The following is a 25,129-nucleotide window of genomic DNA, read 5'->3' on the forward strand; positions in this document are numbered from 1 at the left end:
TGCAGATTTAAGCAGATTTAATTTTAAATTTAGAAATAAATAAATCTGCGAGTATCTGCTTAAATCTTTTTTAAATCTGCGTGAAATAAAAATTTAAAAAATCTATGTTAATCATTTTAATCTGTGGCAAAAAAATAATTTGCGCCAATTCGTGCAATTCGTGGTAAAAAAACTTTGCAACTTAACGCCTTCGTAGCAAAAAATAATTCGCAATAAAACAAAATCGTTTTATATATTTGAAATCAGGATAATTTTTGCATTATTTGCAAAATAAAACCCACAAAAGTTAAATATATTAATTTATAAAAGCAAAACCACATATGGCATTATCAGGTTTATTCCGAAAAAAAACGGTACAAGATATTCTCAAACAAGTTGCAAAAAACGAAGCAGATGGTCATAATGCATTAGGAAAACATTTAACGACCAGGGATTTAACTGCATTTGGAATCGCAGCAATTGTTGGAGCAGGTATTTTTAGCACCATCGGAAAAGCTAGTGCTGATGGCGGTCCAGCGGTTATTTTCTTGTTTTTATTTACTGCGTTGGCTTGTAGTTTTGCTGCTTTTGCTTACGCCGAATTTGCCTCAATGGTTCCGGTTTCAGGAAGTGCTTACACGTACTCGTATGTAGCTTTCGGAGAAATTATTGCCTGGATAATTGGTTGGGCTTTAATTATGGAATATGCAGTTGGAAATATAACAGTCGCCATATCATGGAGCGATTATTTTACGGGACTGCTACAGAGTGGCGGAATACATCTCCCACAATGGATTCAGATGGATTATTTAACTGCTTCAAACGGATTTAAAGATGCCACAGCTTTAATGCAAGGCGGAAAAACATTCGAAAATTTAAGTGCTTCTTTACAAGCTTCATATACTGCCTGGACAACAGCACCAACCATTGGTTCTTTCCACTTTGTGGCTGATTTACCGGCTTTGTTTATCATTATTTTGATTACGGCGTTGGTTTACAGAGGTATGAAAGAATCTCGTAATGCCAGTAATGTAATGGTTGTTGTAAAACTTTGCATCGTACTTTTAGTAATAGCCGTTGGAGTATTTTATGTAGATACAGCCAATTGGGATCCGTTTGCGCCAAATGGTGTAAGTGGGGTTTTAAAAGGAGTTTCAGCTGTTTTCTTTGCTTATATTGGTTTTGATGCGATTTCTACGACTGCAGAAGAATGTAAAAATCCGCAACGTGATTTACCACGCGGAATGATGTGGGCCATTATCATTTGTACTATTTTATATATTGCCATTGCTTTGGTTTTAACCGGAATGGTGCGTTATAACGAATTGAATGTTGGAGATCCACTAGCGTTTGTTTTCGATAAATTAGACCTAAAATGGATGTCGGGAATTATTGCCGTAAGTGCCGTAATTGCAATGGCAAGTGTTTTATTGGTTTTCCAAATGGGACAACCTCGTATCTGGATGAGCATGAGCCGTGATGGTTTATTACCAAAGAAATTTTCTACTGTACATCCAAAATTCAAAACACCATCTTTTGCAACCATTGTAACCGGTTTTGTAGTTGCGATTCCGGCTTTGTTTTTAAACTTGACAATGGTAACTGATTTATGTAGTATCGGAACTTTATTTGCCTTCGTATTGGTTTGTGCGGGAGTTTTGGTTTTACAAAACAAACCTGAAATTCCTAGAGGAAAATTCAAAACGCCTTATGTAAATTCAAAATATATCTTACCTGTTTTAATGATTGCAGGATTGTATTATGCTTTTGCTTTCAACAACAAAGCGACAATGTCTTTCATCAATAACGAAGCACAAACAAACGATGCAACAACGATCATAACTTCTTTAGATAAAACAGAATCAGATAAAGTTTTTAATTATTTAAAAAGTATCGATGTTCAAAATAAAACTTCAGAAACATCAGATTTAGAGCATTTATTAAGTCAATACCAAGACGATGACGCTAAATATGCTGAGGTTGTAAAAGGATTGCCAATCAACGATTCACTAAAATACGAATCAGGTTTCAGTTTATTCAAACACAAAATTCCAATGTGGATATTCTTATTCGTTTTAGTTGGATTAGCGGTTTGGGCTTTTAGAAAAAACTTGTCTTTAATTCCGCTTTTAGGATTAATCTGTTGTCTGTACATGATGGCCGAATTAAGCGTTTGGAACTGGATTTATTTTACAATCTGGTTGTTAATAGGATTGTTTATTTACTTTACTTATAGTAGAAAAAACAGTAAACTTAACTTCGTTGAGAAGTTATAAGTTTTGAGTTATAAATTATAAATGAAAAGCCGTTCTGAAATCGATCATAACGGCTTTTATTTTGCAACAGATTAAAATCATTAAAAAGGTTTTTTTGTTTCACGCAGATTCTGCAGATTTAAGCAGATTAAAATAAATTTTTTAGGCTTAGGCAATAAATAATCTTCGCACATCTGCTTAAATCTGCGTGAAATAAAACTTTCTGATTCTCTCTGAAAGCTAGGTGAATCTAACTCTTTTTTTGTTAGAATTTTTATAAAAATATTCCCATACTTATTAAAGCTTTTTCTTAGGTTTGCGTATACAAAGTTTAATTTTAATTTTTTTAATGCATGAGTTTTCTTGATAAGATATTGGGTAAAAAAGAATTCCCTATAGAGTCCTACAATGATTTTTGGAATTGGTTTTTAAAACATGAAAAAGAGTTTTTCAAAATTGTTCAGGAAGGAAACAATATACATAAAGGATTTTTAGATAAAATTGCACCAAAATTAGATGAAATTCATGATGGGTTTTATTTTCTAACCGGAATGTTTGATAAGCAAACCGCCGAGCTGATCTTAACACCAGACGGAGCGATTAAAAATATTTATGTGATAGAAGAGTTAGTCAATGCTGCCCCAAAAATTGAAGGCTGGAAGTTTACTGCTCTTAAACCTGCTTCAGATATTAAAGATGTTGGAATAACATATGAAAATTTTGATTTTAATAAAGAAAATTTAAAGTTTTATCCTAATCTTCATAACATCTATCCGGACGAAATTGATTTGACAATTGTTTACGATCATTTTGAAGATGATAAAAAATCAGTTGTAACAAATGGGGTTTATATTTTTCTGGATAATTACTTAGGAGAATTGCACTCGGTTACTCTAATAGATAATCTGCAGGTAATAGGATATGAGAACGTTACTCAAGAATTAATCCCTATTGAAAAATTAAAAGATTATTTAATTTGGAGAGAAAAAGAATTCATTGAAAAATATGAAGGTGTAAGACATGCTACTGAAAGTGATGCCTACGCAAACTTTGAGGGAAAAAGAGAATCTGGCAATTTAGTTTTAGCATTAATAAATACAACTATTCTAGGATGGGATAAAAAGGCTTCTCATCCATGGATTATTATAATTGGAATTCCATTTGACAGCAATCACATTAGTGGTCTGCCTGATGATGAAACACATACATTGCTAAATGATATCGAAGATGAAATAATGTTTAACTTACCAGATTTAGAAGGTTATTTAAATATTGGAAGAGAAACGTCAGATAATAAAAGAGAAATCTTTTTTGCCTGTAAAGAATTCAGAAAACCGCCAAAAGTTTTAGATATAATAATAAAAAAGTATAGCCAAACTTTAGAAATAAGTTATGAAATCTATAAAGATAAATACTGGCAGTCGTTTAGGCATTTTGAGCAAAATTAAATAATAAAAAATCCGTTCTGAGATTGATCAGAACGGATTTTTTATTTACACATAATAGTTTGTGCCATTTTCGACGGAGGAGAAATCACATAACGTAGACACACAGTACGTTGCTCTCTGGATGTGATTTCTCCTCCGTCGAAATGACAAATCGGTGCTTTTAGTAAGATTGCTATCCTATTTATCCACAATAATTAGTGAAAATTAATGAAATTCGTTTTTACAAAATCTCAAGTTCCACCATACAAGCCTTCATCATTTCATAAGTACGCTGAATATCATTATCCAAACCAATCGAAAAACGAATCAAACCATCTGTTAATCCCATTTCTTTTTGTTCTTCCAGCGGAATTTCACTAGAAGTTGAGGTTCCCGGCGCGCTAAATAAGGTCTTATAAAATCCTAAACTTACCGCCAAATAACCTAAGTTTCTTGCTTGCATCAATTCCATCAATTCATTGGCTTTTGCCAAAGTTCCAACGTCAATTGTCAGCATTCCGCCAAAACCATATTCAGGATTAATCATTGTTTTGTATAGTTCATGACTCGGATGACTATTCAAACCAGGATAAACGGTTTTTAAGCCATCAGCTTCAAATTTATCTGCCAGAAAATGCGCATTATGACTGTGTTGTTTAATTCTGATATGAAGTGTACGCAAGTTTTTCATCACAGAAGCCGAACGCAAACTATCCATTGTAGGCCCTAAAAGCATACTTGCTCCCGAATTAACATTTTTTAAAGCATTGATAAATTCTTTCGAAGCGCAGGTCACGCCTCCAACCGTATCGCTATTTCCGTTAATATATTTCGTCAAACTATGAATTACGATATCAGCACCTAATTTTGCAGGCGAAACCGACAAAGGCGAAAAAGTATTATCGACAACCAATTTCAAATTATGTTTTTTAGCAATTTGAGCCAAACCAGTGATATCAGCCACTTCTAATAACGGATTACTAACCGTTTCGCAATACAAAACTTTTGTGTTTGAAGTTATTGCCGCTTCCACAACATCTAATTTGGTGATATCCACAAAACTTGTTTCAATCCCGAAACGAGGCGTAAAATTTTTCAAAAAAGCATAAGTACCGCCATAAATCGTTCGGCTCGAAACAATATGATCGCCCGCACCACAAAGTTGCAATAGAGTAGGCGTAATCGCACCCATTCCAGACGCCGAAACATTTGCCGTTTCCGTTCCTTCCATCGCTGCCAAAGCCTGGTCCAGATACAAATTGCTTGGTGATGAATGGCGCGAATACAAATAACAGCCTTCCATATTGCCTTCAAAAGTATCGAACATGGTTTTAGCCGATAAAAAAGTATAAGTTGAAGAATCAGAAATCGACGGATTCACACCGCCAAATTCACCAAAGTATTGCAAATCCTGAATTTTATCTGCTGGGTTAAAGTCTTTCATTTTTTTGTCATTGCGAGGAACGAAGCAATCTCATCCTCAGATTAGTATTTAGTTTTTTGAGTTTAAAATTGAAATTGTTTTTTGATGTTTTTTAGAAGCTATTCCAGCTTTCCGTTTCAAGTCCTCATAAAAAAGACAAAGTTTCTAATGTCCTAAAAAGAGCTTCCGTTGGTCGCTTTTTTAAAACAAGAAACTTTTGCCTTTTTTACTCCGGGCTTTCCTCTTCAATCTGGGCTAGAGCACTTGTTTTCAAAAGAATTTCTATTCAAAATAAGAACTATTTAGAAAATTAATCAATCGTAAAGTGATTAATTAGATTTTAAAACTATAAAAATTTATTTATAGGGATTTTTAATCTAAATTTGAAGTTTAAAGCATAGTCCAGTAGATTTTCTTTCATTAAAAAAAACTATCAACCAACAGCCAACAACCACAAACCATCAACAAAAATGACTTTAGACGCCACCGATAAAAAACTTCTCGTTTTACTTCAAACCGACAGTAAAAAAACAACTAAAGAATTATCCTTAAAACTGAATCTTTCGGTTACAGCAGTTTACGAACGGATCAAAAAATTAGAGCGCGAAGGAATAATCAAAAACTACGTAGCATTAGTTGATAAAACCAAAATCGATAAAGGATTTGTGGTTTTTTGCCACTTAAAACTCATTCAGCATACCAAAGAATTCCTAACCAAATTCGAAAGCGAAGTAATCAAACTCAACGAAGTTTTAGAATGTCATCACGTAAGCGGTGATTACGATTATATTCTGAAAGTTTTAGTAAAAGACATGGAAGAGTACAGAGAATTCTTGGTAACCAAACTCACAAGTTTGCAACATATTGGCAGCACACAAAGTATGTTTATGATTAGTGAGGTGAAAAATTCAACGGTGATTTTTTAGGAGGTTCAAAGGTGCAGAGTAACAAAGAGACAAAGGTTTTTCGTAGAGACGCACAGCAGTGCGTCTAACACATGATTTGTTCCTAAGGTTTTAAAAAAACAATCTCGCAAAATTTTTCTTTCGTCATTTTTGTCATCCTGAGGAACGAAGGATCTCCTCACATAATGTCGCTAATCTTTATAGAGTTACTTGCGGGGATCCTTCGTTCCTCAGGATGACAAGATTGTGTAAACTCTGAAAGACTAAAAAACAAAACTTAGCAAACTTGCAGTTAAAAAAAAACTTTGTGCCCTAGTTCCTTCGTGGCAAAAAACAAACCCAAAATTTCACACAAAAAACATTGAAATTTAAAGTTTAAACAAAACTTTATTCCTTAATTTTGTATCGCTAAAAATAAAATAGACAAACTATGAGTTCATTTGACGTAGTCATTATAGGTTCAGGACCGGGCGGATATGTATCAGCAATTCGTTGCGCACAATTAGGTTTCAAAACAGCAATTGTAGAAAAGTATAACGCTCTAGGCGGAACCTGCCTTAACGTAGGTTGTATTCCTTCAAAAGCGATGTTAGCTTCTTCTCACCATTATTCAGAAATTGCTCATTTTGCAGATCACGGAATCGAAGTTTCGGGAGATGTAAAAATCAATTTAGAGAAAATGATTGCGCGCAAGCAGGCAGTTGTAGATCAAACCGTAGGTGGAATCAACTACTTAATGGATAAAAATAAAATTACTGTTTTTAATGGTTTAGGATCTTTCGTAGACGCGACGCATATTGCGATTGCAAAAGGTGACGGAACTTCTGAAACGATCGAAACAAAATATGCTGTAATTGCTACAGGTTCAAAACCATCTTCTTTGCCATTCATCAAAATTGATAAAGAAAGAATCATTACTTCAACAGAAGCTTTGGCTTTAAAAGAAGTTCCAAAACACTTAGTAGTTATTGGTGGTGGTGTTATCGGAATCGAACTTGGACAAGTTTACCTACGTTTAGGAGCGCAAGTTTCTGTAGTAGAATTCATGGACAGAATCATTCCGGGAATGGACAGTTCTTTGTCTAAAGAATTAACTAAAGTATTGAAAAAACAAGGAATGAAATTCTACGTTTCTCACAAAGTAAAATCAGTAGAAAGAAACGGCGATGCTGTTGTTGTTCAGGCTGAAAATGCAAAAGGAGAAACCATCACGCTTGAAGGAGATTATTCATTAGTTTCCGTTGGTCGTCGTCCTTACACAGATGGATTGAACGCTGACAAAGCCGGAGTAAAAATTTCAGACAGAGGACAAGTAGAAGTAAACGATCATTTACAAACTAACGTTCCTAATATTTATGCAATTGGTGATGTTGTTCGTGGAGCAATGTTGGCACACAAAGCTGAAGAAGAAGGAACTATGGTGGCTGAAATCTTAGCAGGCCAAAAACCGCATATCGATTATAACTTAATTCCTGGTGTAGTTTACACTTGGCCGGAAGTTGCTGCAGTTGGACAAACTGAAGAGCAGGTAAAAGCTTCAGGAACAGAATATAAAGTAGGAAGTTTTCCTTTCAAAGCTTTAGGTCGTGCAAGAGCAAGTGGAGATTTAGACGGATTCGTAAAAATCATTGCTGATGCTAAAACAGATGAAGTTTTAGGAGTTCACATGATTGGAGCGCGTACAGCTGATTTAATTGCAGAAGCTGTTACAGCAATGGAATTTAAAGCATCTGCTGAAGATATTTCAAGAATGAGCCACGCACACCCAACTTTTGCAGAAGCTGTAAAAGAAGCCGCCTTAGCTGCCACAGATAATAGAGCATTACACGTATAATTTACGTCAAGTATATTTAAAAACCGTTAGAAAATTATTTCTAACGGTTTTTTTATTTATTTAAAGTCTTTAAAATATAAATATCAAAAAAAATTTTGTAAATTAGATGTACAATTCTGATGTTATCTTTACTTAAGTAAAAAGACAACATCATGAAAAATAGATATGTAGCTCCTGCACTAATTGGAGCAGGAATTGCAATTGCACTTTACTCATGTGGTTCAACGATTCCCAAAAAAGCAAATGCAGTCAATGATTTTGATAAAGCAAAGTATTTGGGAAAATGGTATGAAATTGCAAGATTAGATTTTAAATATGAAAAAGGTCTCAACAACGTCACAGCAGAATATTCTCTAAATGATGACGGCACTATAAAAGTTGATAATAAGGGCTATAATGTCAAAAAAGACAAGTGGGAAGAAAGCATAGGGAAAGCCAAGTTCGTCAAAAAGGACAATGTTGGTATGCTTAAGGTCTCATTTTTTGGTCCTTTTTATTCAGGATATAATGTAATCGCTATCGATAAGAATTACAAATATGCACTTGTAGTGGGTGAGAGCTTAAAATATATGTGGATACTTTCCAGAGGAACTACAATTCCTGAAAGTGTCAAGGCAGATTACCTAATAAAAGCCCAGGAAATAGGATATAATATTTCAGACCTGGTTTGGGTAGAGCACAACAAAGCAAATTAAATAAAAAACCCGACAGACTTAAATAATCTGTCGGGTTTTTTTATTTTAAAGCGATAATTTACGGTCTGAAAAGACTTCTGTAATTATCCCAATATCTGTAAATCAAAAATAAATTTGCAGCAAATAGTAATATTGCAATAGGTAAACCTTCCGGAGCCAGAAAAAAGTTGATAAACAAAATATTAATGGTAATAGGCAAGATTAATATGTTTGCCAGCGTTACAAATCGCCCGGTTACAAAAGCGATTCCGCAAAACAATTCTATAGTTTTTGCCAACGGCAATAAATAAGTTGAGGCAACTAAACCCATATTAAAAGCCTTAAAATTACCGGTTGCTTCTGGTTCAGGAGCAAGTTTAAGGAAAAAAGTAATAGAAGCAAAAAGTAATAAGAGGCCAATTAAAACGCGGACAACAATGGTTGCAATTTTCATAATATTAGAATTTAATAGGTTAAAAATATATAATTCATGAGCTTATAAACACTACAAATTGAACTCTCTACCAAAATGAAATCCGTTTTTTAACGCTATTTTACTAAGAATTCCACAATCAAAGTCATCCTATTATGGGATTAATTTAATGCTATATCAAATATAATGAATTTTTTCTTATTAAATTGATACTATATTAACAGTTTTACTGTTTTTTGACATATTTCTTATAAAGAAAAAATCCACCCAGGCCAAGCAGTATAAACGGCCAAAGATTCAATAAGAAAACAAAGATTGCTTCTAATATGTACCAGCCACTTTTTAAAGCATCAATAATCTGAATACCTAAGTTAGGTTTGTAAGCAGCACTATCTTTTTCGCTTTCCGTTATTTCCTGTCTAATCGTTTCATTTTGATAAAGCTGCAGCGTAATCGTGCTAAAATTAACCTGATCCTGTATCGATAAATTATCTATTGTTCGATCATCATTGGCTTCTTTTTGGTTGGTCAAAGTATTTTCAGCTTCAACAATATCATTTATTTTTTTGCCTTTTGTATCAATTGCTTTTTCAATTCTTCTTTCGCTGACCGTGCTTCGTTTTTGTGAAAGCTGATTCGCTAATAATTTTAAAGAAACATCATCGGCTTTTATTACTCTAAAATCCAGAAAATCAATTTGTCTGGCAATAGTTTTAATTACAGTATCAAGTTGAGTATTGGGTACGCGAATCGTAATATTATTTTCTACCGAAAATTTTGTAGTTTCTAAAGTACTGTCCTGACTGATTTTGGTTTTAATCTGGTCATGAATATTGCTTTGTAAATTGGTGTACGTAACATAACCTCCGAATTTCTGAACGGCATTTTCGATTGCATAAGTAGATTTGACGACGTTTTTAACCTTGAACTTAATATCAGCGGTTCGAATAAATTTTTGCTTACTGTCTTTTTTCTCGACCGCTGCCGATGAAGATACAGCAGTGCTGTCTGTTGTGGTTGCAATATCTGCTGTTGCTTCGCCGGAAGCATTATCAGCTTTTTTACAAGAAAATAGTAATGCGATGATTACTAACGTAGTCAAACCTACTTTTGCAATTGTTTTCATAAAGTTTTTAGAAATTTGATTAATAAATGATAAATAATTCTCAGAATTCATGTTAATTCGATATACTAAAAAGTGTGCCAATAATTTTTTTGGATTATTTTATTGAAGGATTTTTTTTGTCGTAATTTTGAAGTCTAAAATTTATACTTTTTTGAGAGTTTCCATCCATAAACATATTTCAAATCCAGAACAGTTTAAGCAGCAACTTCTAACCTGGGCGCAGCAATTTCGTGAAGTCGTTTTTTTGGATAGCAATTCGTATCCGCAAGAATATTCGAGCTTCAATTTTACTTTGGCCGTTGATGCTTTTACATCTTTAAAAACTGATTTTCAAAATGCCTTTGAGGATTTGAAACAATATCAGCAAACCACTAAAGACTGGCTCTTTGGTTACTTAACATACGATTTAAAAAATGATGTTGAACCGCTTAAATCTTCCAATTTTGATGGATTATATTTTCCGGATTTGTTTTTCTTTCAGCCTAAAAAAATATTTATTTTGAAAGAAAATCAGCTTGAAATTCAATATTTATTGCTTTGCGATGATGAGGTTGAAGAGGATTTTAATGAGATAGTCAAAAGTCAAAAGTCGAAAGTCGAAAGTTCAGCTTCTTTAAAGATTGAACAGCGTATTTCCAGAAATTCATATGTAGAAAAAGTAACAAAAATGCTCGAACATATTCATAAGGGTGATATGTATGAAGCTAATTTTTGTATGGAATTTTTTGCTGAAAGCGCAATAATAAATCCATTAGAAAAATTTCAGAAACTGAATCAAATTTCACAAGCGCCATTCTCGGTTTTCTTTAAAAATTACAAACATTATTTACTTTCAGCTTCACCGGAACGTTATCTGAAAAAAGTGGGAGACACTTTGATTTCTCAACCAATTAAAGGCACTTCAAAACGATTTTCAGATCCGATTGAAGATGAAAAATCAAAACAATTTTTGGAATCAGATTCGAAAGAAAGAGCCGAAAATATCATGATTACTGATTTGGTTCGAAATGATTTATCGCATACCGCACAAAAAGGTTCGGTAGAAGTTGTAGAGCTTTGCAAGATTTATTCTTTTTTGCAAGTACATCAAATGATTTCGACCATAACTTCAAAACTAGATCCTCAATATTCAACAATTGATGTTTTAAAAACAACCTTTCCAATGGGAAGCATGACGGGCGCTCCAAAGATTTCGGTTATGAAAATTATCGAAAATCTGGAAGAAACAAAAAGAGGTTTATACAGTGGCGCGGTTGGGTATTTTACACCAGACGGTGATTTTGATTTTAATGTTGTAATCAGAAGTATTTTATACAATCAGGAAAATCAATATGTTTCATTTTCAGTTGGAAGCGCCATTACAGCACAATCTGTTCCTGAAAAAGAATATGAAGAATGTTTGTTGAAGGCTAAGGCAATGCATGAAGTTTTGCAGTAAAAAGTTTGCCACGAATTTTTTTGCCATAGATTACAGGATTAAAATGATTTTGTTTCACGCAGATTCTGCAGATTAGGGCAGATTTCAATAGATTTTTATTAAAATTAATTTGTGTGAATCTGCTTAAATCTTTCTAAATCTGCGTGAAAAACGGGTGGCAAAAAATATTACGGTTAACATTTCATTAAAATAAAGATCGAATTTAATTTTTTACATTTATAGAATGCTTTCAAATTTTCAAAATCATATCGCTTCAAGATTTCCATTTCTGGAAGAAAAAAAACTTTTTTTGGCCGTAAGTGGCGGATTAGACAGTATGGTTTTGTTGCATTTATTGCATCAATTACCTTATGAAATTGCGGTTTTGCATTGCAATTTTCAATTGCGCGGACTAGAAAGTTTTGGTGATCAGGATTTTATTCAAAATTACTGCGATCAAAATAATATTCCCATTTTTATAACTCAGTTTGATACCGAAGCTTTTGCCAAAGATTATAAACTCTCTACTCAGGTTGCTGCTCGTGAGCTGCGCTACAATTGGTTTTATGAACTTTTAGAGACCAAAAACTTCGATTATATTTTAACGGCGCATCATGCCGATGACAATCTGGAAACGTTTATCATTAATTTAACTCGTGGAACGGGTTTAGACGGATTAACTGGAATCCCGGAGCAAAATGATAAAATTATCCGTCCGCTTTTGCCTTTTTCGAGAGAAGAAATTCTGAAATATGCAGCCGAAAATAATATCGAATGGCGCGAAGACAGCAGCAATGCATCAAATAAATATTTGCGAAATAAAATCCGCCATGATTTGGTTCCGATATTAAAAGAAATCAATCCTAATTTTTTGAATGCTTTTCAAAAGACACAATCGTATTTGCAGGAATCAAAAGAAATGGTTGAAGATGCATCGATTATGATTTATCAGCAAGTGGCTAAAGAAGAAGGAAACGATATTCATTTCGATTTAAATCAACTTCAAAAATTACCCAATTATAAATCGTATTTATACCAATGGCTGAATGAATTTGGCTTTGTGGCGTGGAATGATATTTATGATTTAGTCGATGGACAATCGGGAAAACAAGTATTTTCGAATGAATTTAGATTGCTAAAAAACAGAAATACATTGATTTTAAGTCCAATTTCTGAAATGTCAGAAAAGGAAGAATTTGAAATTAATGAAAACGATACAGAAGTTAATTTTCCCTTAAATTTGAAGCTTTGTCAGGTAGACGACATTACAATAGATTCAAATAAAGCTATCTTTGTTGACGCTGAAAAAATCCAGTTTCCTTTGGTTTTACGTAAATGGAATGAAGGCGATATTTTTCATCCTTTTGGAATGAATGGAAAATCTAAAAAAGTCAGCAAGCTTTTTAAAGATGAAAAATTATCTCTGATTGAAAAAGAAAAAACCTGGATTTTATGTTCTGATAATCAAATTGTTTGGGTTGTCGGAATGAGACAAGACGAACGTTTTAAAATCGAAAATACCACCAATAGAATACTTAAAATAGAATTACAATAATGAACTTTACTCAATCCCGTCAAACGATAATATCAAAAAGTGTTTGGAATAAAACCATTGTTTTGTTGTTATTTTTCCTATTTGCATTTGCAAAAAGTAACGCGCAAATATTAGAACCTGCAAAATGGACTGCTAAAATCGAAAAGAAATCAAGTAATCATGCCGTTTTAATTTTTGATGCCACAATCGAAAAGGACTGGCATATGTATTCACAATTTACTCCGGATGGTGGACCGCTTCCGTTAGAAATTGTGTTTAAAAACCAAAAAGGAAATTACGAGTTGGTTGGAAAAGCCAAAGAAGGAAAAACCAGAACAGCTTTTAATGATATTTTTGGAGTGAACGAAACCTTTTTTGAAGGAAAAGCTCATATCGAGCAGGAAATCACGATCATAAATCCAAATTTAAAAACGGTTGATGTTGATTTTGACTTTCAGGTTTGTAAAGAAGTTTGTATCAATTCGAGTAAAAAATTCTCAATTGCAGTTCCGTCAACATTTAAGATGGATGCTGTTCCAACTATTACAGAAGCAAAATTAGACGAAACAAAAGTTCCGGCTTTGGCTGTTGACACCGCAACAACTAAAGTAGATAAAGCTCAAAATGAATCTGCCAAAACAGAAGTTACAGCAGCAAATGGTAAAGAAGAAATTCCTGCACCAGCGCCTTCCAGAAGTTTATGGTCGATCTTTTTTATCGCATTTATTTCAGGATTTGCCGCATTGTTAACACCTTGTGTTTTTCCGATGATTCCAATGACTGTAAGTTTCTTTACAAAACAAAGCAAAAGCAGAGCAAAAGGAATTCGAAATGCTATAATTTACGGATTTTCTATTATTGCTATTTATGTGATTTTAGGATTAATTGTTACTAAAATATTTGGTGCAGATGCATTAAACGCTTTATCTACAGATGTTTGGTTTAATTTAATCTTCTTTGTGATATTGATCATTTTTGCCACTTCATTTCTAGGAGCATTCGAAATTTTGTTGCCAAATTCATGGGGAAATAAAGTAGATCAGCAAGCAGACAGAGGCGGAATAGTTGGAATATTGTTTATGGCTTTGGCTTTGGCAATTGTATCTTTTTCTTGTACAGGACCAATTGTTGGAACTCTATTAGTGGAAGCGGCTTCAAACGGAGGAATCGCTCCGGTTGTGGGAATGTTAGGTTTTTCATTAGCATTGGCTTTGCCATTTATGTTGTTTGCCATGTTCCCGGGTTGGTTAAATTCGTTACCAAAATCTGGCGGATGGCTGAACACCGTAAAAGTGGTTTTAGGGTTTTTAGAATTAGCTTTGGCATTTAAATTTTTATCTAATGCAGATTTGGTTTTACAATTGCATTTCTTAGAAAGAGAAGTTTTCATTGCTATCTGGATTGCTATTTTCGCAGCTTTAACATTGTACTTGTTTGGAAAAATCAGTTTACCACACGATAGTCCGTTGCATCATATTTCAGTGGGAAGATTGTATTTAGGATTACTTACACTAGTCTTTACAATATATTTAATTCCGGGACTTTGGGGAGCACCATTAAAGTTAATTAGCGCATTTCCTCCACCTCCAACGTATAGCGAAAGTCCATTTGGAGTGGGTGGTTCAGGTAATTCAACCGGAAGTGCTGAATCTGTAAAAGGTTTGCCTGACGGAGCTGAATTAGGCCCGCACGGCATCATGGTTTTTCATGATTACGAAGATGGTTTAGCATTTGCAAAATCAATCAATAAGCCGATTATGCTAGATTTTACGGGTTATGCATGTGTGAACTGTAGAAAAATGGAAAACAATGTTTGGTCTGATCCAACTATTTTACCAATCTTAAAAAATGACGTTGTTTTGATTTCTCTTTATGTAGATGATAAACGCGAATTACCAACAGAAGAACAATTTGTAACCACTGCCGGAGATAAAATCGTTACAGTTGGTGATAAATGGACGGATTTTATGATCTCAAAATATAAAACAAATACGCAGCCTTTATATGTTTTAACTGATTTGAATGGAAAGAATTTGCATACTGATAAACCAACAATTAGTTATGTTAGTACAGAAGAATATTTAAACTGGCTGAAAGAAGGAATTGCTAATTTTAAGTAAGGTTTTTTTAGAGTAAATTTTTTAAGAGTAAAGAGTAAAGAGTAAAGAGTAAAGAATTTGGGTTATAAACTTGTAATAGGTTATTCGAGATCAAATCTAAAATCTACAATCTAAAATCTAAAATTTTTTCAATCTAAAATAAATAAAAAGCACTCTAAGTAAAACTCAGAGTGCTTTTTTGGTTAATTGTTTTTTGGTTTTGGAAATTGATTTTTATAAGTATTCTCCGTGTTGAGAAATATCTAATCCTAGTTCTTCTTTTTCTTCAGTAACTCTTAGAGGAGTAATTTTATTTACAATAAAGAATAAAGCGTAAGAACCAACAAAAGCAAAGATTGAAACAAGAACTAATGCTTTTAATTGGGTTAAGAATAAAGTTGCATCGCCAAAAATTAATCCCTGGTTTTCACCAACAATTGAATTTACAGTGTTAGAAGCAAAAACTCCGGTTAATAGCATTCCTACCATTCCACCAACACCGTGACAAGCAAAAACGTCAAGAGCATCGTCGATTTTTCCTTTAGGGAATTTGCTTACTACAAGATTACTAATTACAGCAGCAATAATACCAATTGCCAAAGCGTGAGGAATACTTACGAAACCAGCAGCAGGCGTTATCGCAACCAAACCTACAACAGCACCAATACAAGCGCCCATAGCAGATAATTTGTGACCTAAAATTTTATCAAGAAAAACCCATGCCATAGCAGCAGATGCAGCAGCGATAGTAGTAGTTCCTAAAGCTTGTGCAGCAAGACTTCCGGCTCCAACAGCAGAACCTGCATTGAAACCAAACCATCCAAACCATAATAAACCTGTACCTAATAATACATAAGTAATTCTGGCAGGATTTACTTTTTGAACTTTACGTTTTCCTAAGAAAATTGCTCCGGCCAATGCAGCCCAACCAGCACTCATGTGTACAACTGTACCACCTGCAAAGTCAAGAACTCCCCATTTAAAGAACATTCCGTCAGGATGCCACGTCATGTGACATAAAGGTGCATAGATGAATATGATAAATAAAACCATGAATAATAAGTAAGCCCAGAAACGAACACGTTCTGCAAAAGCTCCTGTAATTAATGCCGGAGTAATAATTGCAAATTTCGCCTGAAATAATGCAAAAAGAATCATCGGAATTGTTGGTGCTAATTCCCAAGCAGTGTTTGCACTGACTCCCTGAAAAAATATATTTGACGAAGGATCTCCGATGAACCCACCAATTGTTGGTCCAAAACATAATCCAAATCCAATTACTACCCATAAAACTGTAACAATTACCATTGCCATGAAACTCTGAAGCATAGTACTAATTACATTCTTTTTACCTACCATACCACCATAGAAAAATCCTAATCCCGGAGTCATCAATAATACAAGAGCAGTTGCAACAACCATCCATGCAGTATCACCCGTATCAAGTTTTAATTCAACTACGTGAGCACCTAATGTTTTTGATTCAGTAATAAATGAGATAGAAAAAATAGAGAGTAATAAAACTGTGATAAGTATCACACTTAAAATAATTTTTCGCATAGTTATTTAGTTTTAAATTTTTGATAAAAATATAAAATCATTCAACACCCCTATAAAAAATAGAGTCTAATGTTTAATTTTTGTTAATATTTCATTTTAACCCCCTATGTTTTGATTGTATTTGTTAAAATGGACTTAAAATTTACAATTTGACAACATTTTTTTACCACCACTCAAAAATTTATAGATTTTGTTGGGTTTTTTATTGATATTTTTCCGTTTAAATTCAATTTTAATATCTAAAATCGCTTAATTTTTTTTAATTGATGATGTATATTTGATGTTTTTAACACTTTTAGTATTTAAAATTTAAGGATGGAATCACGCAAAATAAAATGGGGAATTATAGGTCTGGGAAATATTGCAAATCAATTTGCTACAGATTTATTATTAGTTGAAGATGCTGAATTAGTTGCTGTGGCATCTAGAAATTATGCCAATGCAAACGAATTTGCAGCAAAGTACAATTGCCCTAAAGCTTATGATTCGTATGAAGCTCTTTTTGCTGATCCCGAAGTTGATATTGTATACATCGCAACTCCACATAATTCTCATGCCGAATTATCTATAAAAGCGTTGCAAAATGAAAAACACGTTTTATGCGAAAAACCAATTGCGCTTTCTTATGCCGATGCTGTTCGCATGGTTGAAGCTTCTAGAAAACATAATAAATTTTTCATGGAAGCTTTCTGGACACGTTTTATTCCGTCGGTACAAGATGTTTTGTCGAAAGTTGAAAATGGAGAAATTGGTGCAGTAAATTACATAAAAGCCGATTTTGCCTTTATTGGAAATGAAACAGAAGGAAGCAGATTGTTTGATAAAAAGAGTGGCGGTGGAGCCTTGTTTGATATTGGCGTATATCCATTATTTCTCTCTTATATAATGTTAGGAATTCCAAAAGAAATAATTGCAAAATCTATTTTTCATAAAAACGAGATCGATTTACAGACATCAATGATTTTGAACTATGAGAATGCTCAGGCCGTTTTACATGCCTCAATAGTTTCAGAATCTGATATGAAAGCAGTTATTGGTGGTACAAATGGCCGAGTAGAACTAAACGCACCATGGTTTATGGCTGATGGATATTCGATTGTTAAAGATGAAAAGGAAAGTGTTTTTAGTTTTCCAAATTTAGGAAAAGGATATGCGCATGAAGCAATAGAATGCCATAAATGTATCAGGAACAATCAGATTGAAAGCGAACTTTGGTCACATCAGAATAGTTTGGATTTGAGTAAAATTGTAGAGGAAATTAAAAATCAAATAGGACTGAAGTTTTAGCAAATATATTTATAGTAAAAAAGCTACAAATAATTATTTTTTTATTAGTTTTAAAAACATTTAATGAAAGAATATTTATGCTAGTAAAAGTTTACGGAAGTGCTGTTTTTGGAGTTGAAGCTACTACAATTACAGTAGAAGTTCATATGGATAAAGGTATTGGTTATCATTTAGTTGGATTACCGGATAATGCCATAAAAGAAAGCAGTTACCGAATTGCAGCCGCTCTTAAAAATAATGGATTAAGTCTTCCGGGAAAAAAAATAACGATAAATATGGCGCCCGCCGACTTACGAAAAGAAGGTTCTGCTTATGATTTACCTTTGACAATTGGAATTTTGGTAGGATCAGATCAGATAAAAGCGCCAGATGTTGAACAATATGTTATTATGGGAGAACTTTCGTTAGACGGAAGTTTACAATCTATAAACGGCGCTTTGCCTATTGCCATTAAAGCAAAAGAAGAAGGTTTTAAAGGTTTTTTTCTCCCAAAACAAAACGTAAAAGAAGCGGCAATTGTAGCCGGTTTAGATGTGTATGGAGTAGAAAACCTGCAAGAAGTTATTGATTTTTTTGAAGGAAGAGGAACACTTGAACCTACCATTATTGATACCAGAACCGAATTTTATAAAACACTCGATTTCCCTGAATTTGATTTCTCTGATGTTCGCGGACAAGAAAGCATAAAACGGTGTATGGAAATTGCAGCTTCAGGCGGACACAATATTATTTTGATTGGCCCGCCAGGAGCAGGAAAAACAATGTTGGCCAAAAGATTACCCAGTATTTTACCGCCAATGACATTGCGTGAAGCATTAGAAACCACTAAAATTCATAGTGTTGCAGGGAAATTAAAAGAAGTAGGTTTGATGAATCAACGACCATTTCGCAGTCCGCATCATACTATTTCAAATGTAGCTTTGGTAGGAGGAGGGAGTTATCCGCAGCCTGGCGAAATATCGATGGCACATAATGGCGTTTTATTTTTAGATGAATTACCGGAATTTAAACGTGATGTTCTGGAAGTTATGCGCCAGCCGCTGGAAGATCGCGAAGTAACGATTTCAAGAGCTAAATTTACAGTTACATATCCGTCTTCGTTTATGTTGGTGGCAAGTATGAACCCAAGTCCAAGCGGATTTTTTAACGATCCGAGTATGCCCAATACATCTTCACCACACGAAATGCAGCGATACATGAGCAAAATTTCGGGACCATTATTAGACCGAATCGATATTCATATTGAAGTGACTCCGGTTCCTTTCGAAAAATTATCAGATGACAGAAAAGCAGAAAGCAGTGTCGAAATTCGAAAACGTGTTACTGCAGCTCGTGAACTGCAATCAATACGTTTTGAAGAATTGCCCAATATTCATTACAATGCCCAAATGAACACCAAACAAATCAGAGAATTTTGTGCGCTCGACGAACAATCAAAACAATTACTAAAAACAGCAATGGAACGTTTAAATCTTTCTGCAAGAGCATACGATAGAATTCTGAAAGTTGCCCGAACAATTGCAGATCTGGATGCTTCGCCACAAATTATCCCATCGCACATTTCCGAAGCCATTCAATATAGAAGTTTAGATCGTGATGGTTGGTTGGGGTAGCAATTTTAGATTTTAGATTTTTGCCCCCTTTTGTCATTGGGAGGAACGAAGCAACCACACTTGCTTAATCGTAGTGTGGTTGCTTCGTTCCTCGCAATGACTAACTTGAAATTTAATCACTCAAACTTCAAATGTGCATTTTTAGACATTAAATACGAAGTCAGTTTTTTGATTTTACCCTTTTCCATTTCAAATACATCGCAAAAAACAGCATCCAAAATATTACCATTTTTCATTACGGCCTTGCACTGCACCTTCGGCAATAACCGTATTGTTTTCTTCAACCAATTTTATAATTTGAATGGTTGGACTTCCAACAAAATTCTCATTTTCAATTTCTTTATCAAATGCTTCTTTACCCACATGCTGATAAATTCCGGGCATTTCCCAAACAACATCATCGGTAAGACAATCAAGAATTCTTTCATGATCAGTTACTCTAAAAGCATCCATATATTCTCTAACAGTTTGTTTATTCACGGTCATAATAAAAAAGTTTAAAGTTGGTGAGTTACACAAATTTAAAAAATTAATACTGTTTTTCTAACTACTTAATTCTATTGTGTTTTGAATATCAATTTGTTCCAGAAAATATTCATCGTGCGAAACCACAATCAAAGTTCCCTGATATTCATTAATCGCAGCCGTTAAAATTTCAATATTCTGAATGTCTAAATTATTGGTTGGTTCATCTAAAATAATCATATCCGGTGCCTGATTATTTATCGTTAAACAGCACAGCATCAGCCGCATTTTTTCTCCACCGCTTAAAGCACTGCAAGATTTATCCAGATCGTTTTGTGAAAATAAAAACCTATTGAGTCTCATTCGTATATCGTGTTCCAGTAAAGCCGAAGCATTAAATTTTTGTGCTTGTTCATAAACCGTAAGCTGATTATCGATTAAAGAATAATCCTGATCGATGTAAACAATTTTCGATTCGGCCTTGTAAATTGTTCCTTGTTTTGGAATTAATTTTCCTGTAATTATTTTGATTAAAGTCGTTTTTCCGGAACCGTTTGATCCTTTTAAAACAATTCGTTCACCACTTAAAATTTGAAAGTTTAGATTTTCTTTCCAAAGCCACTGATCGTTATAACCAAAGTTGCTATCTTTTGCAGTAAATAATATTTTGCCTTTGTGAATGGAAGCATTATCAAAACCAAACTTCATTTTATCAATTTCAGGCAAACCCGAACGCAAATTCTGAAGTTCCTGCGAAATGCCGCCAATTTTTTCAGCATGAACATTTTTTGCCTTTGATGTACTATTTTCAGCATTGTTGCGCAACGTGTTCATCATGATTCGCGAAACGCCGGCTTTCTTTTGCTTTTTTTCTCCACGGGAATCTAATTTATTCTGACGTTCCAAAGTTTCTCGTTCTTTTTCTTTGGCTTTTCGCAAAGCTTTTTCTTTACTCTGAATATCATGTTGCAAAGCATTGCTTTCTATTTGTTTTTGTTCGGCATAAAAATCATAATTTCCACCATAAACCGTAATGCCGTGTTTACTTAATTCATAAACCGTATTTAAAAGATTCAGTAATTTCCTGTCATGGCTTACAATGAGCAACGTGCTCGAAGTATTTTGTATAAACTCATACAATAATTTTTTGGCAGCCAAATCCAGATGATTACTAGGTTCATCAAGCAAAATAAGTTCAGGCTGATGAATGGAAATTCCGGCAAGAAAAATTTTGGTTTTTTGTCCGCCGCTCAAAGTTTCCAATTTTTGGTTTAGATCTAAATTTTCTAATTGCCAATATTGTAGCGCTTCATTGCAGCGCTCTTCAATGGTCCAGTCATCGTTTAATGTATTCAAATTTTCTGCGGTTACATTTCCGTCGAGTATTTCTTTGAGCGCATTGAGTTTGGTATCAATTTGCAAAGCTTCAGCAATAGTAAGATGATTGAATTGTCCAAAAATCTGAGGCACATAATAGGGTTTTGCATCGGCTTTAAGCCAACCTTCCGAAGCTTGTAATTCGCCTGCAATGATTTTTAAAAGTGTAGATTTTCCAACACCATTATTACCAATTAAAGCAATTTTTTCCTCCTTGTTTGCAGTAAAAGTAATTTTGTCGAACAGCAAATCTCTGTTCACATGTAGATATGAAATGTTTTGTAAAATAAGCATAATTTCTTTCTTTAAGGAATAAACAAATAAGCAAACTACTTTGTAGCTTACTTTATAATTGTCTGAAAGAAATTTTTATTCACATAGAATTGTGTCGTTATTTTGTTGTGGCAAAGATATAAAAAATATTATTTTAATGCTTTTCCTCTTATTTACTTTGTAATATTCCAAAAACTTATTTTTCGTCTGGTCACAAAACCTAGTTTTTCATAAAGTTTAATGGCGCCAATATTACTTTCAACAACATGTAGAAACGGAATTTTATTTTGATCAGAAATCTTATTTACAACATGTGTTATCAATTGTTTGGCGTAACCTTTTCCCGTATGATCAGGATGTGTAATGATCGCGCTAACTTCTGTAAAAGCATCCATTTGCATTCGTTCTCCTGTAATAGCAACTAATTGATTGTCTACGAAAATTCCAAAATAATCTCCCAGCAAAAAGGTTTTGTTTTTGAAATAACCGGGTTGTACTAAATTAACTAAATTCAATAAAGCTTCATTATGATTTTCGGTTAGTTTAATTATTTCAAGATCAATCTCAAGTTCAATTTTTTTGTAAATAATCATTTGAAGGCAAACTAATTCTTTGGCAATTTTTAAAGAATCGGGAATTTCCGGTTTTTCTCCAACAACAAAGAAATTGTCTGTTAATGTTGAATATTGTTCTGTCGAATTTAAAGTGTTTTCCAACTCAATAAAACCTCCAAACTGGCAATAATCAGGATTATAGAATTTGGTGTCGCCATAATCAATAACAAATGCTGAATGGTATTCTGATAAAGAATTCCAAACCGGATTATCGAGTTTATTTTCTTGAAGATTTTTCATGGATAACATTTATATATAAGATAATTTTCCTCCGATGAGATTATAAAAATAGTGTCGATTTGCAAATATTACTTCTCAACTTTCCCAAGCCATTCCACAATAATAGTCTGCAAAGATTTTTGTTTGGCTTTGGCATCTTCAAGACTGGCAATTTTTATAATTTTCCTTCCGTCAGGATAATTAACGGCTTTTAAATCAGTAATATCTGTAATTGTTGCACCCGTCGGGAAAACTAATAAAATAGCACCCCGATGAATGTTAATCACCAAAATATCTCTTTTATATTCCTTCGGATTAAAAGCTTTCATTTCTCCGGTAAAATAAAAACTCGGAGAATTCCATTTTACTTGTTCACCAATTTCATTATCCGTATTCAAAATCAATTGACGAAGAAATTCCACAGTCGATTTATTTTCAGCATCAAGTTTTTCAACAAGAGCCGTTACCAATTCTGTATCCGATTGCTTTTCCATGTCTTATGTTTTAAGATTGTAATTTATCCCGTAAACTTATTCCGGACAATAATATCTTTAAGTCTGGCTTTCAGATCTTCTCCCGTATCAAAAACCATTTGCTCATTATTCGGAAAAGGCACAGGGCGTTTATTAAAATAAGTAAAATAACTTTCCTCACAAGCATCTCTGTCGCCTTTGTAAGTGGAGTAAACATTCTCAAAAATATATTGGCTGCTAACCGGAAACGTTTGCATTAACTGATTGGTTTTCAAATCCACAAAATCAACTTTTGCCGTAACTACACATGATTTAAATTGCCTGAACTCATATACATTGGCACGAAGCATTCTGTAATTGTCTACTTTTATTTCCTTACCCAAACTGTCTCTTACAGGTCTTCCCCGGCTGTCTAAAAGTGTTTTTACGCCATCTTTAACCTGTCTTTCCTTTATAAATTCCTTTTCTTTAATTTGTTCCGGCGAAATATTAATTTGTACAAAGTTGATAATCAAACTATAATCATACTTAATATTTTTTTGTCTCAGATTATGATAAACCGTCCATTTATCATCTAACCCATAGGTTTTAAAATCTAATAAATCATCCTGAAGTTGTTTCGGAATAACCAGATTGGTTTCATTTGTCGCATAAACATCAACAAAATCAGTCCCTTTAAACTGCGCATCATCCATTAGTTTTTTGACATTTTTATACCCCGGATTTATACTTTCCAGATAAGATAAATCATCAAAAGCCTGTCTGAAATCCAGTTTATTATTCGATTTTAAAAGAACATTAGCCTTCTCATACAAATATTTTGTAAGCGTATTTCTGCTGCTAATAATCTGATCTGAATAATTATCAAATTGAAAATTAGCATTTTTCCCCAACTTCAATAACGGCAAAGGCAATAACGGTCTTATTTTTTCCTGACGGTTATTCAATTGCAAATACGTATTGTAAATACGCTCAGCATTTGCAGGATTTGCCTCTTTTGTCATCATATCAAGGTCACGCAAATCTCTTTCTTTCGCCTTTGCAAAAGCTTCCTCAAGCAAATACACATAATCTTGTTTCCCTTTCGAATCTTTTTTAGTTCGCAATGCCTCAACCGCGCGATTGATAGCACCATCGTAATTACCATCACTCAAAAGCGATTGCGTAGTTTTTACACCACAGGAAGAAAGTATTAAAAATAAAATTGAAAAGAGTAAAGTAATTTTTTTCATCCTAAGACCTATTGATTTTAAAGATGTAAATATATCTGTTTTAGATGAATTCAGATAAGTTGTGTTTGATTTTTTAGAAGCAGTAAGTTTCGTTTTCATAATAACCTTTAGTCCCACTTTCACCTATATCTTTTCCTTGCTAAAGAAGCAAGAAAAAGGATATCGGCTCTATCGGGGCTAGATTAGAGCTATAGTTTTTTATTAGAAATCTAGTTTAAAGTGAATCCTAACAATTATTATAGACGAAGGTTGTGTCATTTCGACGGAGGAGAAATCACATGTGCTGAATCACGTTTGTGAATAAACTAGTGTGGTTGCTTCGTTCCTCGCAATGACTTTAATTGCTTATATTCGTTATATTAATTTACAGGCTAATAATAGGAGTATTAGTATTGAAAATATTAATCGATTTGCATACCACTTTCTTCATCAAATTGTTTTCGCTCTTCTTCACTCATTCTGTTTCGCAATACTTTGATAGTAAAACCTCCAAATAGTTTTCCGTTTTCGATATACATCCAGTCACTAATTTTAGAATTATCAATGTCTATTTTATCGCCCATCTTATATTCTTTGATATATTCTGGTTCGTTGGTCAAAATTCCTGAATATTTACCGTCTGCATATTCGATATCACCTATCCACATATGTTCAACATCAGTTGAATTTTCAAACTTAACTTTTAAAGCCTGATCTTCAATTTCCGGATTCGACAAAGCAACATTGAATTCATTTAGTGTTTGGGTGGCTTTTTTAATCGCCTCATTCATTTCTTGGTCTTGACTAGTTACATCATAAATTGTCGGTTGATTTTCTCTTTCAATCTTATCTGAATTTTTACAACTTATCAAACAAAGGATACTTAGAACGACTAGAATTTTTGTTTTTTTCATTTTTATTGTTTTTTATT

At 33.6% G+C, this 25,129-nt stretch carries 20 protein-coding genes; 10 read left to right on the forward strand and 10 right to left on the reverse strand.

The features are described 5' to 3' along the window. Positions 1-320 precede the first annotated feature (320 nt). Both EV143_RS18320 and EV143_RS18325 read left to right on the forward strand, forming a co-directional pair. Complete coding sequence (locus tag EV143_RS18320) at positions 321-2,255, forward strand: amino acid permease (protein ID WP_133509392.1); 1,935 nt, start codon at positions 321-323, stop codon at positions 2,253-2,255. A gap of 332 nt (positions 2,256-2,587) precedes the next feature. Then, a complete protein-coding gene (locus tag EV143_RS18325; RefSeq protein WP_133509393.1) occupies positions 2,588-3,682 on the forward strand; it encodes a DUF695 domain-containing protein in 1,095 nt (364 codons plus the stop codon). 220 nt (positions 3,683-3,902) lie between these two features. Here the strand turns inward: EV143_RS18325 and EV143_RS18330 are convergent, their stop codons facing one another. Further along, positions 3,903-5,105 (reverse strand): aminotransferase class I/II-fold pyridoxal phosphate-dependent enzyme, encoded by a 1,203-nt coding sequence (locus EV143_RS18330; protein WP_133509394.1) that lies wholly within the window; start codon positions 5,103-5,105, stop codon positions 3,903-3,905. A 449-nt stretch (positions 5,106-5,554) separates the two neighbouring features. Here EV143_RS18330 and EV143_RS18335 point away from each other — a divergent pair, with 449 nt between their 5' ends. From EV143_RS18335 to EV143_RS18345, 3 genes are all read left to right on the forward strand, one after another. Next, entirely contained in the window at positions 5,555-6,010 is a 456-nt protein-coding gene (locus EV143_RS18335; RefSeq protein WP_133509395.1) for an Lrp/AsnC family transcriptional regulator, read from the forward strand. A gap of 409 nt (positions 6,011-6,419) precedes the next feature. Beyond that, positions 6,420-7,823 carry a dihydrolipoyl dehydrogenase gene (gene lpdA / locus EV143_RS18340; RefSeq protein ID WP_133509396.1) on the forward strand — a complete coding sequence of 468 codons (1,404 nt, stop codon included), beginning with the start codon at positions 6,420-6,422 and terminating at the stop codon, positions 7,821-7,823. Between the two features lie 152 nt (positions 7,824-7,975). Beyond that, positions 7,976-8,518, forward strand: coding sequence for a lipocalin family protein (locus EV143_RS18345; protein ID WP_133509397.1), 543 nt, complete (start codon positions 7,976-7,978; stop codon positions 8,516-8,518). A 58-nt stretch (positions 8,519-8,576) separates the two neighbouring features. On the opposite strand, the gene EV143_RS18350 is transcribed toward EV143_RS18345, so the two are convergent. Together EV143_RS18350 and EV143_RS18355 are read right to left on the reverse strand one after the other, a co-directional pair. Next, positions 8,577-8,951 carry a DoxX family membrane protein gene (locus EV143_RS18350; RefSeq protein ID WP_133509398.1) on the reverse strand — a complete coding sequence of 125 codons (375 nt, stop codon included), beginning with the start codon at positions 8,949-8,951 and terminating at the stop codon, positions 8,577-8,579. 205 nt (positions 8,952-9,156) lie between these two features. Next, the gene (locus EV143_RS18355) at positions 9,157-10,056 is read right to left on the reverse strand and encodes a DUF4349 domain-containing protein (RefSeq protein ID WP_133509399.1); all 900 of its coding nucleotides are present in this window, start codon (positions 10,054-10,056) and stop codon (positions 9,157-9,159) included. Between the two features lie 151 nt (positions 10,057-10,207). Here EV143_RS18355 and EV143_RS18360 point away from each other — a divergent pair, with 151 nt between their 5' ends. The 3 genes from EV143_RS18360 (at position 10,208) to EV143_RS18370 (ending at position 15,127) form a co-directional block, all read left to right on the forward strand. Beyond that, positions 10,208-11,494, forward strand: coding sequence for an anthranilate synthase component I family protein (locus EV143_RS18360; RefSeq protein WP_133509400.1), 1,287 nt, complete (start codon positions 10,208-10,210; stop codon positions 11,492-11,494). Positions 11,495-11,717: 223 nt separating this feature from the next. Continuing rightward, positions 11,718-13,028 (forward strand): tRNA lysidine(34) synthetase TilS, encoded by a 1,311-nt coding sequence (gene tilS / locus EV143_RS18365; protein WP_133509401.1) that lies wholly within the window; start codon positions 11,718-11,720, stop codon positions 13,026-13,028. Further along, positions 13,028-15,127 carry a protein-disulfide reductase DsbD family protein gene (locus EV143_RS18370; RefSeq protein ID WP_133509402.1) on the forward strand — a complete coding sequence of 700 codons (2,100 nt, stop codon included), beginning with the start codon at positions 13,028-13,030 and terminating at the stop codon, positions 15,125-15,127. Before tilS ends, EV143_RS18370 begins: the two co-directional genes overlap by 1 nt. 213 nt (positions 15,128-15,340) lie before the next feature. Here EV143_RS18370 and EV143_RS18375 read toward each other — a convergent pair whose 3' ends face one another. Then, positions 15,341-16,666, reverse strand: coding sequence for an ammonium transporter (locus EV143_RS18375; RefSeq protein WP_133509403.1), 1,326 nt, complete (start codon positions 16,664-16,666; stop codon positions 15,341-15,343). 315 nt (positions 16,667-16,981) lie between these two features. On the opposite strand from EV143_RS18375, the gene EV143_RS18380 reads away from it, so the two are divergent. Together EV143_RS18380 and EV143_RS18385 are read left to right on the forward strand one after the other, a co-directional pair. Further along, positions 16,982-17,953, forward strand: coding sequence for a Gfo/Idh/MocA family protein (locus EV143_RS18380; protein WP_133509404.1), 972 nt, complete (start codon positions 16,982-16,984; stop codon positions 17,951-17,953). Positions 17,954-18,030: 77 nt separating this feature from the next. Then, positions 18,031-19,566 (forward strand): YifB family Mg chelatase-like AAA ATPase, encoded by a 1,536-nt coding sequence (locus EV143_RS18385; protein ID WP_133509405.1) that lies wholly within the window; start codon positions 18,031-18,033, stop codon positions 19,564-19,566. A gap of 222 nt (positions 19,567-19,788) precedes the next feature. On the opposite strand, the gene EV143_RS18390 is transcribed toward EV143_RS18385, so the two are convergent. From EV143_RS18390 to EV143_RS18415, 6 genes are all read right to left on the reverse strand, one after another. Continuing rightward, a complete protein-coding gene (locus tag EV143_RS18390; protein WP_243739911.1) occupies positions 19,789-20,052 on the reverse strand; it encodes a nuclear transport factor 2 family protein in 264 nt (87 codons plus the stop codon). Between the two features lie 57 nt (positions 20,053-20,109). Beyond that, on the reverse strand, positions 20,110-21,702 hold the full coding sequence (gene abc-f / locus EV143_RS18395) for a ribosomal protection-like ABC-F family protein (RefSeq protein WP_133509406.1): 1,593 nt from the start codon (positions 21,700-21,702) through the stop codon (positions 20,110-20,112). A gap of 152 nt (positions 21,703-21,854) precedes the next feature. Further along, positions 21,855-22,535, reverse strand: a complete 681-nt coding sequence (locus tag EV143_RS18400; protein ID WP_133509407.1) for a GNAT family N-acetyltransferase — start codon at positions 22,533-22,535, stop codon at positions 21,855-21,857. Positions 22,536-22,603: 68 nt separating this feature from the next. After that, positions 22,604-23,008 carry a DUF1801 domain-containing protein gene (locus EV143_RS18405; protein ID WP_133509408.1) on the reverse strand — a complete coding sequence of 135 codons (405 nt, stop codon included), beginning with the start codon at positions 23,006-23,008 and terminating at the stop codon, positions 22,604-22,606. Between the two features lie 23 nt (positions 23,009-23,031). Further along, entirely contained in the window at positions 23,032-24,219 is a 1,188-nt protein-coding gene (locus EV143_RS18410; protein WP_133509476.1) for a hypothetical protein, read from the reverse strand. 401 nt (positions 24,220-24,620) lie between these two features. Further along, on the reverse strand, positions 24,621-24,989 hold the full coding sequence (locus EV143_RS18415; RefSeq protein WP_166638186.1) for a YegJ family protein: 369 nt from the start codon (positions 24,987-24,989) through the stop codon (positions 24,621-24,623). Between the last annotated feature and the right edge of the window lie 140 nt (positions 24,990-25,129).

It is taken from the genome of Flavobacterium chryseum, from assembly GCF_004362015.1.
Lineage (GTDB): Bacteria > Bacteroidota > Bacteroidia > Flavobacteriales > Flavobacteriaceae > Flavobacterium.